This window comes from Nonomuraea sp. NPDC050394 (assembly GCF_044459065.1).
In the GTDB taxonomy this organism is placed as follows: Bacteria; Actinomycetota; Actinomycetes; order Streptosporangiales; family Streptosporangiaceae; genus Nonomuraea.
The window spans coordinates 1,481,690-1,495,032 of the sequence record NZ_JBITIO010000001.1; the positions used below are offsets into that span (position 1 = coordinate 1,481,690).

Annotated in this window: 10 protein-coding genes and 1 riboswitch; of the genes, 7 read left to right on the forward strand and 3 right to left on the reverse strand. The window is 69.4% G+C overall.

What is annotated here, in order from left to right; genetic code table 11:
• Positions 1-2 precede the first annotated feature (2 nt).
• Together ACIBKY_RS07255 and ACIBKY_RS07260 are read right to left on the reverse strand one after the other, a co-directional pair.
• Positions 3-1,346: an aldehyde dehydrogenase family protein gene (locus ACIBKY_RS07255; protein ID WP_397095118.1), complete on the reverse strand. Its 1,344-nt coding sequence runs from the start codon at positions 1,344-1,346 to the stop codon at positions 3-5.
• Positions 1,347-1,355: 9 nt separating this feature from the next.
• Positions 1,356-2,714 (reverse strand): glutamine synthetase family protein, encoded by a 1,359-nt coding sequence (locus ACIBKY_RS07260; RefSeq protein ID WP_397095120.1) that lies wholly within the window; start codon positions 2,712-2,714, stop codon positions 1,356-1,358.
• A 125-nt stretch (positions 2,715-2,839) separates the two neighbouring features.
• Here ACIBKY_RS07260 and ACIBKY_RS07265 point away from each other — a divergent pair, with 125 nt between their 5' ends.
• Together ACIBKY_RS07265 and ACIBKY_RS07270 are read left to right on the forward strand one after the other, a co-directional pair.
• Complete coding sequence (locus ACIBKY_RS07265) at positions 2,840-3,544, forward strand: FadR/GntR family transcriptional regulator (RefSeq protein ID WP_397095468.1); 705 nt, start codon at positions 2,840-2,842, stop codon at positions 3,542-3,544.
• Positions 3,545-3,558: 14 nt separating this feature from the next.
• Positions 3,559-3,642, forward strand: a riboswitch (ZMP/ZTP riboswitch).
• Between the two features lie 14 nt (positions 3,643-3,656).
• Positions 3,657-4,520 carry a bifunctional 5,10-methylenetetrahydrofolate dehydrogenase/5,10-methenyltetrahydrofolate cyclohydrolase gene (locus tag ACIBKY_RS07270; RefSeq protein WP_397095121.1) on the forward strand — a complete coding sequence of 288 codons (864 nt, stop codon included), beginning with the start codon at positions 3,657-3,659 and terminating at the stop codon, positions 4,518-4,520.
• Between the two features lie 148 nt (positions 4,521-4,668).
• Here ACIBKY_RS07270 and ACIBKY_RS07275 read toward each other — a convergent pair whose 3' ends face one another.
• A complete protein-coding gene (locus tag ACIBKY_RS07275) occupies positions 4,669-6,720 on the reverse strand; it encodes a DUF2264 domain-containing protein (protein ID WP_397095122.1) in 2,052 nt (683 codons plus the stop codon).
• 95 nt (positions 6,721-6,815) lie between these two features.
• Between ACIBKY_RS07275 and ACIBKY_RS07280 the strand changes: the two genes are divergently transcribed.
• The 5 genes from ACIBKY_RS07280 (at position 6,816) to ACIBKY_RS07300 (ending at position 13,343) form a co-directional block, all read left to right on the forward strand.
• A complete protein-coding gene (locus tag ACIBKY_RS07280) occupies positions 6,816-7,889 on the forward strand; it encodes a substrate-binding domain-containing protein (RefSeq protein WP_397095123.1) in 1,074 nt (357 codons plus the stop codon).
• Between the two features lie 969 nt (positions 7,890-8,858).
• The gene (locus tag ACIBKY_RS07285) at positions 8,859-10,172 is read left to right on the forward strand and encodes an ABC transporter substrate-binding protein (protein WP_397095124.1); all 1,314 of its coding nucleotides are present in this window, start codon (positions 8,859-8,861) and stop codon (positions 10,170-10,172) included.
• A 464-nt stretch (positions 10,173-10,636) separates the two neighbouring features.
• Positions 10,637-11,509, forward strand: coding sequence for a carbohydrate ABC transporter permease (locus ACIBKY_RS07290; RefSeq protein WP_397095126.1), 873 nt, complete (start codon positions 10,637-10,639; stop codon positions 11,507-11,509).
• Positions 11,506-12,339: a carbohydrate ABC transporter permease gene (locus tag ACIBKY_RS07295; RefSeq protein WP_379609234.1), complete on the forward strand. Its 834-nt coding sequence runs from the start codon at positions 11,506-11,508 to the stop codon at positions 12,337-12,339. Before ACIBKY_RS07290 ends, ACIBKY_RS07295 begins: the two co-directional genes overlap by 4 nt.
• 20 nt (positions 12,340-12,359) lie before the next feature.
• Positions 12,360-13,343 carry a hydroxyacid dehydrogenase gene (locus ACIBKY_RS07300; protein WP_397095128.1) on the forward strand — a complete coding sequence of 328 codons (984 nt, stop codon included), beginning with the start codon at positions 12,360-12,362 and terminating at the stop codon, positions 13,341-13,343.

The following is a 13,343-nucleotide window of genomic DNA, read 5'->3' on the forward strand; positions in this document are numbered from 1 at the left end:
GTCTATGACTCCCAGGAGATGAAAACGTTTTTGGTCTCGGTGAAGGCGCTGAGGGCGTCGGGGCCGAGTTCGCGGCCCAGGCCCGACTGCTTGAAGCCGCCGAACGGGGTCCAGTAGCGCACCGACGAGTGCGAGTTGACCGACAGGTTGCCCGCCTCGACCGCGCGCGCCACCCGCAGCGCGCGGCCGACGTCGCGGGTCCAGATGGACCCGCTCAGGCCGTAGGGGGTGTCATTGGCGATGCGTACGGCGTCCGCCTCGTCCCGGAAGGACACCACCGACACCACGGGCCCGAAGATCTCCTCGGTGAACGCGCGGTCGGTGACCCGCGAGGTGAGCACGGTGGGCGGGAACCAGTAGCCGGGCCCGTCCGGGCAGGCGCCTTGAAGGTGCGGCCCGGCGACGAACCCGCGTACCCGCTCCAGGTGCTCGGCGCTGATCAGCGGGCCCATCTCGGTGTTCTCGTCGAGGGGATCGCCGACCTTCACATCCAGGACGGCGGCGCCCAGCGTCTCCAGGAACTCCTCGTACACGGTGTGCTCGACCAGGATGCGCGATCGGGCGCAGCAGTCCTGCCCGGAGTTGTCGAAGACGGCATAGGGCGCGGTTTTCGCCGCTTTTTCGAGGTCGGAGTCCTGGAAGACGATGTTCGCGGACTTGCCGCCCAGCTCCAGCGTCAGCCGCTTCACCTGGCCCGCCGCCTTGGCGGCGATCTCCTTGCCCACCTCGGTCGAGCCGGTAAAAACGATTTTGGCCACGTCCGGGTGCTCGACCAGCCGTGCGCCGGCGACCTCTCCGGCCCCGGGCAGCACCTGCAGCACGCCCTCCGGCAGGCCCGCCTCCAGGGCCAGCTCGGCCAGCCGCAGCGCGGTCATCGGCGTCCACTCGGCCGGCTTCACGATCACGGTGTTCCCGGCAGCGAGCGCGGGCGCGACGCCCCAGGTCATGACGACCATGGGGAAGTTCCACGGCACGATCACGCCCACGACGCCCAGCGGTTCGTGGAAGGTGACGTCCACGCCGCCGGGCACGGGGATCTGCAGGCCGTGGTTGCGTTCCGGGGCACCGGAGTAGAAGTGCAGCACGTCGCGGACGTTGCCGGCCTCCCAGCGGGCGTTGCCGATCGTGTGGCCGGCGTTGGCGACCTCCAGCTGGGCCAGTTCCTCGCCGTGGCGGTCCACCAGGTCGGCGAACCGGCGCAACAGCCTGGCCCGGTCGCCCGGCGCCACCTCGCGCCAGCTCGCGTACGCCCGCTTGGCACGCTCCACAGCCCGGTCGGCCTCGGCCGCGTCGGCGAGGTCGACCTCGGCCACCACGGCTTCGGTGGCCGGATTGATGATCTTCATGCTGGTCCCTTACAGACGTTCGAAGCCGCGGAACATTTCCCAGTCGGTGACCGCCGCGTCGAAGGCGGCCAGCTCGACGCGCGCGTTGTTGGCGTAGTGGGCCACGACGTCCTCGCCGAAGGACTCCCTGGCCAGCTTCGAGCCCTCGAACAGGGCGAGCGCGTCGCGCAGCGTGTGCGGCACGGTCTCGGCGCCGGAGGTGTAGGCGTTGCCGGTGAAGGCGTCCTCAAGTTCGAGCTCGTGGTCGATGCCGTGCAGGCCGGCCGCGATCAGCGCGGAGACGGCCAGGTAGGGGTTGACGTCGCCGCCGGGGACCCGGTTCTCCACCCGCAGCGAGTGGCCGTGGCCGACCAGGCGCAACGAGCACGTGCGGTTGTCCACGCCCCACTTGACGGCGGTCGGGGCGAAACTGCCGGGCACATACCGTTTGTAGGAGTTGATGTTCGGCGCGTAGAAGAGCGTGAGCTCGCGCATGAAGGCGAGCTGGCCTGCGATGAAGCGGGCGCCGAGCTCGGACATGCCGTGGGGTCCGTCTCCGGCCATCACCGGTTCGTCGGCGGTGCCGCGCAGGCTGATGTGGATGTGGCAGGAGTTGCCCTCACGCTGGTTCGGCTTGGCCATGAAGGTGATCGAGCGGCCCTCCTGGGCGGCGATCTCCTTGGAGCCGGTCTTGTAGATCGAGTGGTTGTCGCACGTCTTCAGCGCCTCGTCGAAGCGGAAGGCGATCTCGTGCTGGCCGAGGTTGCACTCGCCCTTGGCCGACTCCACATACAGCCCCGCGCCCTCCATCTCGCGCCGGATCCGGCGCAGGAGCGGCTCGATGCGGGCGGTGCCGAGCAGGGAGTAGTCGACGTTGTAGAGGTTCGCGGGCGACATGTCGCGGTATCCGCGCTTCCACGCCTGCTCATAGGTGTCCTCGTAGACACAGAACTCCAGCTCGGTGCCGACGAACGCGCGCAGGCCGCGCTCGTCCAGGCGGGCGAGCTGCCTGCGCAGGATCTGGCGGGGAGAGGCGGTCACATCGGTGTCGTCCTCCCAGGTCAGATCGGCCATGAGCAGGGCGGTGCCCTCCTGCCAGGGGATCCGTCTGAGTGTCGAGAGATCCGGTTTCATGACGAAGTCGCCATACCCGCGTTCCCACGACGACATCGCGTAGCCCTCGACGGTGTTCATGTCCACGTCCACCGCGAGCAGGTAGTTGCAGCCCTCGGAGCCGTGCCGCAGCACCTCCTCCAGGAAGAACCGCGCCGAGAGGCGCTTTCCCTGCAATCTGCCCTGCATGTCGGCGACGGCGAGCAATACGGTGTCTATGCGCCCAGCAGCAACTTCGTCCCGCAGGTCGGAAACGGACAACAATCCGGTGCTCACGTGAGGATGCTCCGATCTGGCCACGGCGGTTTCCCGTTGATTGGGCTAGTGTTAGACCATTGAGGTCCATGGCGGGATCGATTGTCAAGGCCCTGTGGCGGTGGGGGGAGCGAAGCGTGAACCCGTTGACGGTGCTGCGCCCCGTGCGCGCGGGCAACGCGTTCGAGGAGACCGTGGAGCGGTTGCTCCAGGCCATCAAGCTGGGCGTCGTCGCGCCCGGCGAGAAGCTCCCGCCGGAACGCGAGCTCGCCGTCCAGCTCGGCATCAGCCGGGTGACGCTGCGCGAGGCCATCCGCGCCCTGCAGGACTCCGGCTTTCTCGATGTACGGCGCGGCCGTTACGGCGGAGCCTTCGTCACCTATGTCCCACCCCAGCCCGGCACCGGAGCCCTGCGCAAGGTCGTCACCGACATGGGCAACGACGACCTCTCCGACGCCCTCACCTTCCGCATGGCCGTGGAGTGCGGCGCCGCGCAGGTACTGGCCACGACCTCGCTCGACGAGGACCGCCGCCGGATCCTGCGTGCCCGCCTGGACGATCTCAACGCCGCCGGGCCCGGTGAGTACCGCCGCCTCGACACCGCCTTCCACCTGGCGATCGCCGAGCTGACCGGCTCCCCGCTGCTGGCCGCCACCTGCGCCGACGCCCGGCTGCGGGTCAGCGACCTGCTCAACGCCATCCCGATGCTCCAGGTCAACATCGATCACGCGGCCACCCAGCACGAGGCCATTGTGGCGGCGATCCTGTCCGGAGATCCGGAGGCGGCGCGGCGTGCCGTGTCAGAGCATCTGGAGGGCACCGCCGCACTCCTGCGCGGCTTCCTGTCCTGAGCCTTCTGGCATCCTAGGAGGAGCGCGACTGGCGGCACAGAGGATGGAATCGACCATCGGGGAGCTCGTCGTGGAAGCCGACCGCCTGGGCGACCACGTTGCGAGGAGAGCCATGACCCGCATGCTTCCCGGCGGTCCGGTCGCGCAGAGTGTCCTGGAGGACGTCGCCGCGCGCGCCGCCGTACTGACTGCCAAGGGTGTCACGCCCTCGCTGGCCACGATCCTGGTCGGTGACGACGACGCCAGTGCCGGATATATCAGGATCAAGCAGCGGCAGGCGGCCGAGCTCGGCTTCGACTCACCGCACACCCACCTGCCGTCCGACGCCACCCAGGCCGACCTCCACGCCGCCATCGCCGCCTACAACGACGACCCGGCGGTGCACGGGCTGCTGGTGCAGTACCCGGTGCCCGGCCACCTCGACTACGACGCGGCGCTGCAGTCCATGGACCCCGACAAGGACGTGGACGGCATGCACCCCCTCAACATGGGCCGGCTGTCCCTCGGCATGCCAGGGCCGCTGCCCTGCACGCCCGCCGGGATCGAGGCGTTGCTCGCCTTCTACGAGATTCCGGTGGCGGGGCGGGAGGTCGTGATCCTCGGCCGTGGCGCCACCCTCGGCCGGCCGCTGGCCACGCTGCTCAGCCAGAAGCGGCCCACGGCCAATGCGGCGGTGACCGTCGTCCACACCGGCGTACCCGACTGGGCCCGCTACACGCAGCGGGCCGACATCCTCATCGCCGCCGCCGGGGTGCCGGGAATCATCCAGCCTGAGCACGTGAAGCCCGGGGCCGTCGTCGTCGGCGGGGGTGTCCGGTACGAGGGGCGGCGGTTGCTGCCCGACGTGGACGAGTCGGTTGAGGCGGTGGCAGGGGCGATCACGCCTCGGGTGGGCGGCGTGGGGCCGACGACGGTGGCGATGCTGTTCCGCAACGCGATCATAGCCGCGGAAAGGGCCGTGGGCGTTCCGGCGTGACCGCGCCTCGGTGCGGCGGTCCTTCCTGGGTACGCCGGTCGGCCGCCGCGGCTTCTTCCGGGATGACACCGTCCGGAGTGCAGCGGTCCTATCGGGGGCGCCGGAGGGTCATCGAGCTCGCCGGAGGGTCATCGACCTCGCCGGAGGGTCATCGACCTTCCGGCGTGACCATGGGAGGCATGGGGCCTTCCGGGGTGATCACGTGGACGACCCCGTCCGGCCAGGTGAGCGTGACGGCCAGCCCGTTCACCTCGGCTGAGGGGAGTTCGGGCAGTTCGTGGGCCAGGACGGCGGCGCTCACCCGCCAGCCGGTGGCGTCGGTGCCGGTGAGCGCCGGGACCAGGGCGGGCCTGCCGAACGCCGTGCCCTCGGACGCCTCCAGCACCGAAGGCGTCACCGCCCCGGCCAGCGGAATCAACCAGGACCCCAGCCCGTCCACCGCCCGCACCACGGCCCCGCCCGCGATCCTCCCGTCGGAGCCACCCACTCCGCCCGCCGTGTCCGCGGCCTGAACGGCGTAGCCGCCCACCCCATCCGCGCCCGTTGTGGCGAAGCCGCCCATCTCGTCGGCGCCCATTACGGCGGGATCGCCCGCTCCGCCCGTGGCTGTCGCGGTGGGGTCGCCCGCTCCGCCCGTGGCTGTCGCGGCAGTTTCGTCCGCTCTGCCCGAGGCAGTTGTGGCGAAGCCGCCCATCTCGTCCGCGCCCCTCACGGCGGGATCGCCCGCTCCGCCCGTGGCCTTCTCGGCGGTTTCGTCCGCAGCCCCCACTCCGCGGTCCCCTGGCGTGGCTTGGGGCAGTGCCCAGCCGGTCTCCCGGCCCACCTCGCCATAATGCAGCCGCACCTCCACCTCTCCGCGCACCACGCTCACACTGGCCACCCCGCTGCCCTCACTGAACGAGGCCGCCCAAGCGCCGTCGCCCAGCGAACCGGCTCCCCGAGGGACGATGCGTCCGCGGGGAGCGGAGCCCGCGTGGTTGTCCGGGACGTCGGTGGCGGTGGTGGGGCCGGTGCGGGTGGAGTACGCGTACCGGTCGTAGAGCGGGTCGCCGGGATGGTGCTGGCTGCCGTGGTTGACGACTCGGGCGAGGCCGCCGGTGTTCTGGACGATGAGGCCGGGACCGGCCAGCGCCAGTACTCCCCGCGGCCCCGGCTCCTCGGTGGCCGTCCAGACGGGGTGGTCGGCGGGCAGCAGGAGGCCGGCGAACGCCTTCGCGGCCCAATACGGCGAGGCGAACCCCGAGTACCCCTGCAGCGACGGTTCGTGCGGCCCGTGCCAGCCGAGCGTGAGGATGCCCTCCGGTGACAGGGCGTCGTGCTCCAGGAAACGGCGGAGCGTCGCCGAGGCGACGCCTCTGGTCTGGCCGGGTGTCAGCGGGGTGGATCCGGCGAGCGCTCCGGCGAAGAGCGAGGCGGCCGAAGCGAAGCGATAGGTGAGCGATCGGCCGTGATAGAGCATGCCGCCGTCACTGTCGAACATCAGCGCATAACCGGTCAGGAACTCTCTGAGCCGCTCGCCGTACCTCCCGACCGATGTCTTGGACAGCAGGGCGAGCAGGACCGGATACAGGTGCATCGCCCAGCCGTTGTAGTGGTCGAAGGAGCGGTTGGCGCCGTCGGAGTACCAGCCGTCGCCGGTGTACCAGGGCTCGATGCGCTCCAGGCCGCGCCGCACGGCCGCCTCGGCCTCCTTGGTGTGGAACCCGGCGGCCGCCAGGAAACCGCCCACCATGACGGGAAACAGCCACCAGTTGTTGTCCACCGGCTCATGCCGGAGCGCACCGGCCAGGTATCCGGCCACGCGTGCCTGGACGTCGCCGGGCAGGCGGTCCCAGAGCTGCTCGCGGGTGAGCCACAGCCCGATGGCGATCGACGCCGCCTCGACCATCGGCTGAGTACGGTCCCCGACCGGCTCCCAGACCTCCGGCCCTGCCCGCAGCCCGCGCCCATAGGGTTCGAGCAACTCGACCGGCCCCCCACCGGCCACCCGGAAGGCGGCGAGCAGGAACGTCCTCGCATACCCCTCCAGACCATCACATCGCGACGCGCTCTCCCGGCCGGGCAAGGTGATCACAGCACCGTCCGAGGAGCGATACGGTTCCACCGCGCCCAGCAGCCCGTCGGCCACCGCCTCCCAGTGGGCACGGGTCCACCCCGTGAGCGGGCTGAGCGAACGGTCCTCCGGCGGAAGGGGAAACATGCACCACTCCAAGGGATCTCCGATTGTGATCGAACGAAAGCATACGTTCATATCCGCACGCTAGGATCAGCAACGACCGAGTCGAAGGGGCAATCGTGTTCGTCGAGCAACGCCATGAACTCATCCTGCGCGAGGTGAGCGAGCGCGGATCCGTGCGGCTCACCGACCTGGTCGAGCGCGTCGGCGTCTCCATGGTCACCCTGCGCAGGGACGTGGAGAACCTGGCCGCGCAGGGGTTGCTCAAGCGTGTGCACGGCGGCGTGACCAGGGTCCGCACCGACCTGCCGGACTCGCCCGCCACCGCCGACACCCCCGCGGCGCCCGGCACCGGCGACACCGCCCTGACCATCGGCATGCTCGTGCCCTCGGCCACCTACTACTACCCGGCCGTCATCAAAGGCGCCCGCGAACAGGCCGCCAAACTCGGGGCAAGGCTGGTGCTCGGCGTCTCCCGCTACGACGAGGCCGAGGAACGCCTCCAGGTGGCCCAGCTCGTCGCCGGAGGCGGAGTGGACGGCCTCCTGCTCACCACGACCCGCCAGCCCGACGAGTCCCACGGAGACTGGCTCGCCGGCCTGAAGGTGCCCACGGTCCTGGTAGAGCGCCGGGCGGGACTCGGCGGCCCCGCCTCCCTGCTGGACGCCGTCGCCTCCCACCACGCCCACGGCGCCTTCCTCGGCGTCCGCCACCTCGCCGAACTGGGCCACAGACGCGTGGCCATGGTCACCCGCGAAAGCCCCACGGCCCCGCGCGTACGCCAGGGCTTCGAAGCGGCACTGCGCGACCTCGACCTGTCCGGCTACGCCGACCTCGGCATAGACCAGGAGGGCCCGTCCCACCACCAGGTGGGCGACGTCGTGCGCGCGGTCCGCGCCGAGGGTGTGACCGCGTTGCTCGTCCACAACGACGAGGACGCGTTGCTCCTGGTCCAGCACCTGCGCTCAGCGGGCGTCACCATCCCGGACGAGGTCTCCATCGTCGCCTACGACGACGAGGTGGCCGCCCTGAGCGACCCGCCTCTGACCGCCGTGGCCCCACCGAAGAGCGCGGTGGGCGCCCACGCCGTAGACCTCCTGATCCGCCGCCTGACCACCGGCCCCAAGACCCCCCGCCAGCACATCGCCCTCCTCCCCGAACTCCGCCCCCGCGCCTCCACCCGCCCCCACTGATCGTCCCGCTCCCTCTTTCGCTTTCGCTCCCTTTGCTCCTTTTCGCTCCGTGCGCTTTCCCTCCCCGCAACGCTGCCCCACCTTGTGCTGCGTCCCCTCTGTGGCGCGTTCCCGCGCGCCTTGCGCCCGGCCTTCGTGCTGTCCCGCCTTGTGCTGCGTCGCTGTGCTGCCTCGCCTTGCGCTGCGTCCCTCTGCGGCGCATTCCCGCGCGCGTCGCGCCCGCCTTCGTGCTGCACCTTTCCGTTACGGCAAGCCACCCCGCCCGCCCCGCCGTCGTAGGTTGCCGCCTGTCGAGCGCTGGTCGTGAGGGCTCACGGGTCGCTCGCCGCAACAACTCCGCTCTTGCCCAGCCGCCGTGCCCCACGTCCCCACCGCACAGCGGCGCCGAACGCCACCGACCAACCCCCCACCGGTCGGCGCCGGAAAAGCGCAGGTGGCTCGCCACCGACCGCGTCCCGCACCGCGCGTTCTGCCCGGTTGTCGTGGTGTCGGGCCCCTTATCCCGCGTGGCTGTCGGGACTACGCGATGGGCCGGTGTCCGGAGGCTGCGCAGGTCAGGCTCGCATCCCGGGACCGGGCCTGTGCGGGTGCGGGCGCGGGTTGCGTCGTCGGGCAGAGGGCGGGCGATCGGCCGAGAGCCCAGGGGGTGAGTGCGGGATGGGGTCAGTGGTGGAGGGGGCGGTGCGGGCGCTGGCTGGTGGAGGGGCGGTGAGAGCTGGCTGGTGGAGGGGGCTGGCTGGTGGTGGACACGGGGTGGTGGTGGACACGGGGTGGTGGACACGGGGTGGTGGACACGGGGTGAAGCGGGGTGAAGCGGGGTGAAGCGGGGGTGGGGGTGGGGTGGAAGCGGGGTGGGGGTGGGGTTTCGAGATGGAGTTGTGATGATCGAATGGTAGACATGTGTTCGGTTATGAGCGAATGATGCTCCAGAACGATCGGATTTCGATCGATTGCGGAAAAGGAGCATCGATGGAGCGTAAGCGCGCCGCCGCCGGCCTTGCTGGGCTGCTGGCCGGGATCACTATGCTCGCGGCCTGCGGTGGGGGGCAGGAGGGCGGCGGGTCCGGGGCGGGTGGGCAGCCGGTTACCGTCACGTTCTGGGGCTGGGCCAAGGGCACTCAGCAGGTCGTGGACGCCTTCAACAAGTCGCACAAGGACGTCCAGATCAAGTTCGAGGAGATCCCCTCGGGCAACGCGGGCGGCTATGCGAAGTTCGCCAACGCCGTCAAGGCCGGCAACGCGCCCGACGTCATGTCGATCGAGTATCCCCAGTTGCCCGATTTCGTTAATCAGGGCGCGTTGCAGGACATCACCGCTGCTACCGCTGACGTCAAGGGGAAGTATCCGGGTTCGGTCTTCAGCCTGGTCGAGCTGGGAGGGAAGACCTGGGGGGTGCCCATGGACGCGGCTCCACAGGTGTTCTTCTACCGCAAGGATCTGTTCGAGAAGAACAAGATCGAAGTGCCGGCGACCTGGGATGACTTCAAGGCTGCCGCAGCCAAGGTGAAGAAGGCGGACGGCAAGGCGCGGATCGCCACGTTCTTCCCTGATGATCCCAGTGTGCTGGCCGCGCTGGCGTGGCAGGCGGGGGGTAAGTGGTTCGGGACCGAGGGCGACGCCTGGCAGGTGTCGATCGCGGACGAGGCCACCAAGAAGGTCGCCGGCTACTGGCAGGACCTGGTCAAGGACGACCTCGTGCATGTGCAGGCCTCGTTCTCGCAGCCGTGGAACGCCGCCTTCGAGGACGACACCCTCTGGGGCTATGTCGGCGCCAACTGGGGTGCGGGCGTCATGAAGAGCGGCCACGCGGGCCAGTCCGGCAAGTGGGCGATCGCGCCGGTGCCGCACTGGGGGACGCCGTCCAGTGGCATGCTCGGCGGAACCACTTTCGGTGTGTCCAAGAACAGTAAGAACAGTAAGCAAGCGATCGAGGTCATTAAGTGGCTGACCGGTTCTGAGCAGGCTTGGACGGCCCGCCTGGCCTCCGGTACCTCCAGTGGCTTTCCTGCCATCGCCGACCTGGTCCCGGTCGCGGCCAAGAGCTTCGACGCGTCGTTCTACGGCGGCCAGGACATCTACGGGCTGTTCTCGGAGTCGTACAAGACCATTCAGCCGGGGTGGACGTGGGGGCCGAGCATGGTGCAGACCCTCACCGCCTTCAAGGACTCGCTCGGCAAGGTGGGCACCGGTGAGACCACGATCCCGTCGGTTCTGGACACCGTGCAGACCGCGACGGTCAACGAGATCAAGGCCCGCGGGCTGAACGTCGCCGCCCAGCAGTGACACCGGTACGGCACGCCCCGCCGGACCCAAAGGTTGCGCCGGACCGAAAGGGTTGCGCTGGACCAACGGAGTCGCGCCGCTCCGGAAGGATCCGCGCCGCACCGAAAGGTCCCGACGGACCAAGAGGATCCGCGCCCCCATCGGAAGATCCCGACAGCTCAAGGAGATCCCGATGGATCGAGGGGATCTCAGCGGATCAAAGGGGGTCCCGGCGGATCAAAGGGGGTCCCGGCGGATCAAAGGGGGTCCCGGCGGATCAGAGGGGGTCCCGGTGGATCGAGGGGATTCCGGCGGATCAGAGGGGGTCCCGGTGGATCGAGGGGATTCCGGCGGATCAGAGGGGATTCCGGTGGATCGAGGGGTCCCGGGGTGCCGGAAAGGTCCGTGACCTGTGTCGGAAGGAAGGATGCGCGATCTACCCCGAAAGGGTGCGCGCCGTAAAAGATCGATGACGAAGGAGCAGCATGCGCAGTGAGGCGGCGCGGCGGCGGGGAGCGGTTGTGCTCTTCGTGGGGCCGTTCTTCGTGCTCTTCGCCGCGGTGATCGTGGCGCCGCTGGCCTACGCGGTCTATCTGAGCTTGTTCAGTGAGAAGTCCTCGGGGCTCGGGTTCGGTGGTACCGAGACGGTGTTCGTCGGGCTTGGGAACTACCTGGACACGCTTGGGGACAAGGCCTTCACCGACGGGTTCCTGGTGATCGCCGGCTACTGCCTGCTCTACATCCCGCTGATGATCGGCGGGGCGCTCGGGCTGGCGTTGTTGCTCGATTCGGGGCTGGCGCGGCTGCGGAGGTTCTTTCAGCTGGCGTTGTTCATGCCGCACGTCGTCCCGGGCGTGATCGCGGGTCTGATCTGGCTCTATCTCTATCTGCCGGGGATCAGCCCGATCGTGGATCTTCTGGGCGGGGTCGACTTTCTCGGTGGCGGGGCTGTGCTCGGGTCCATCGTCAACGTCGCGCTCTGGGAGTGGATCGGCTACAACATGATCATCTATTTCGCGGCGCTGCAGGCCATCCCGGCCGAGGTGCTGGAGGCAGCGCGGATGGACGGCGCGGGCCGGTTGAGGACCGCCTTCAGCGTGAAGCTGCCGCTCATTCGCGGCGCCGTCATCACGACGCTGCTGTTCACGATCATCGGCTCGCTGCAGTTGTTCACCGAGCCCATGGTGTTCGACAACTCCAGTGACGGCGTGGTCAGCACCTGGACCCCGAACATGTACGCCTACAACGAGGCGTTCGGCAACAACGACTACGGCCAGGCGGGCGCCGCCTCGATCCTGCTGGCGCTGCTGGCCGCCGTGATGTCGTACGTCGTCACCAAGTGGAGCAACCGCCGATGAAGTGGATGTCCCGGGCGACGGTCAACCTCTTCCTGGTGATCGCCGCTCTCTACACGCTGCTGCCGCTGACGTGGCTGCTGTTCGCCTCGACGAAGACCCTCGACGACCTGTACGGCACGCCGGGCTTCGCCTTCGCCGACTTCAGCCTGATCGACAACATCCGGGCCGTGAGCAGCGAGAACGGCGGCATCTTCTTCCGCTGGTATCTCAACAGCGTCCTGTACGCGGGGGCCGGAGCGGCGGTGAGCGCGCTGATCTCGGTGATGTGCGGCTTCGCCTTCGACAAGTACGCCTGGTTCGGCAAGGAGAAGATGTTCGGCCTGGTGCTGCTCGGCGTGCTGGTGCCGACCACGGCGACGGCGTTGCCGCTGTATCTGCTGGCCTCGAAGGTGGGCGTGGTCAACACGTTCTGGGCGGTGTTCGTCCCGGCGCTGGTACATCCGTTCGGGGTCTATCTGTCCCGCGTGCTGTCGGCCGGCTACGTACCCAATGAGGTGCTTGAAGCGGCGCGCTCGGACGGTGCGGGGGAGGTGCGGGCGTTCGTGAAGGTGGCGCTGCCGATGCTGCTGCCCGCGTTCGTGACGATCTTCCTGTTCCAGTTCACGGCGATCTGGAACAACTTCTTCCTGCCGCTGGTCATGCTCAACGACCAGCATCTCTACCCGCTCAGTCTCGGGTTGTTCACGTGGGAGAAGCAGGGCAACGCCTTCCCCGAGTTCCACACGCTGGTGATCACGGGCTCGCTGCTGTCGGTGGTGCCGCTGCTGATCGTGTTCATGTCGCTGCAGCGGTTCTGGAAGGCCGGGATGACGGCGGGCAGCGTCAAGTGAGTGATTTCTCGGGGGATGTCATGAAGAGGCCCAGGACGCTGGTCGCCATGGGCGCGCAGGTCGCGCGGCGGCTGCTGCGCGAACCGGTCAGAAGCCGCCTGGCGCTGGTCGCCGATGTGGACCCGGATCTGGTGGTGACCGACTTCGCCGACGCCGACCTGGCCGAGGTGGAGGTGCTCTACACCTCGTGGGGCTGCCCGATGGTCAGCGCCGAGGTGCTGGCCAGGGCGCCGAGGCTGCGCGCGATCGTGCACGCGGCGGGGTCGGTCAAGCACCATGTGAGCGAGGCCTGCTGGCAGCGTGGCATCAAGGTCTCCACCGCCGCGGCGGCCAACGCGGAGCCGGTGGCGGAGTTCACGCTGGCCGCGATCTTGTTCGCGAACAAGCGGGTGTTCGACATCGCCCGCGACTACCGCGCGAACCGGGCCGACGGTGACTGGGACGCCCGCTATCCCGGCTTCGGCAACTACCGCCGCACGGTCGGCGTCGTCGGCGCCTCCCGCATCGGCCGCCGTGTCATCGAACTCCTTCGCCCCTTCGACCTGGACGTTCTGGTCAGCGACCCGTACCTGCGCGAGGACCTGGGCGCCGAGCGGGTGAGCCTCGACGAGCTGGTCTCCCGGAGCGACGTCGTCAGCGTCCACGCCCCGGACCTGCCGGAGACCCGCTACATGATCGGCAAGGACCGGCTCGCGGCCATGCGCGACGGAGCCACGCTGATCAACACCGCCCGCGCGGCCCTGGTCGACCAGGACGCGCTCACCGCCGAGCTGGCCTCGGGCCGCCTCCACGCCGTGCTCGACCACACCGCCCCGGAGATCCTGCCGTCCGGTTCCGTCCTCTACGACCTGCCGAACGTGCTGGTCACTCCGCACATCGCCGGTTCGCTCGGCGGCGAGCTGGCCCGCATGGCCGATCTCGCCGTGGACGAGCTGGTCCGTTACGCCCGCGGCCTGCCCTTCGCGCACGGAGTGGAGCCCGCGAGCCTGTCCCGCTCCGCCTGA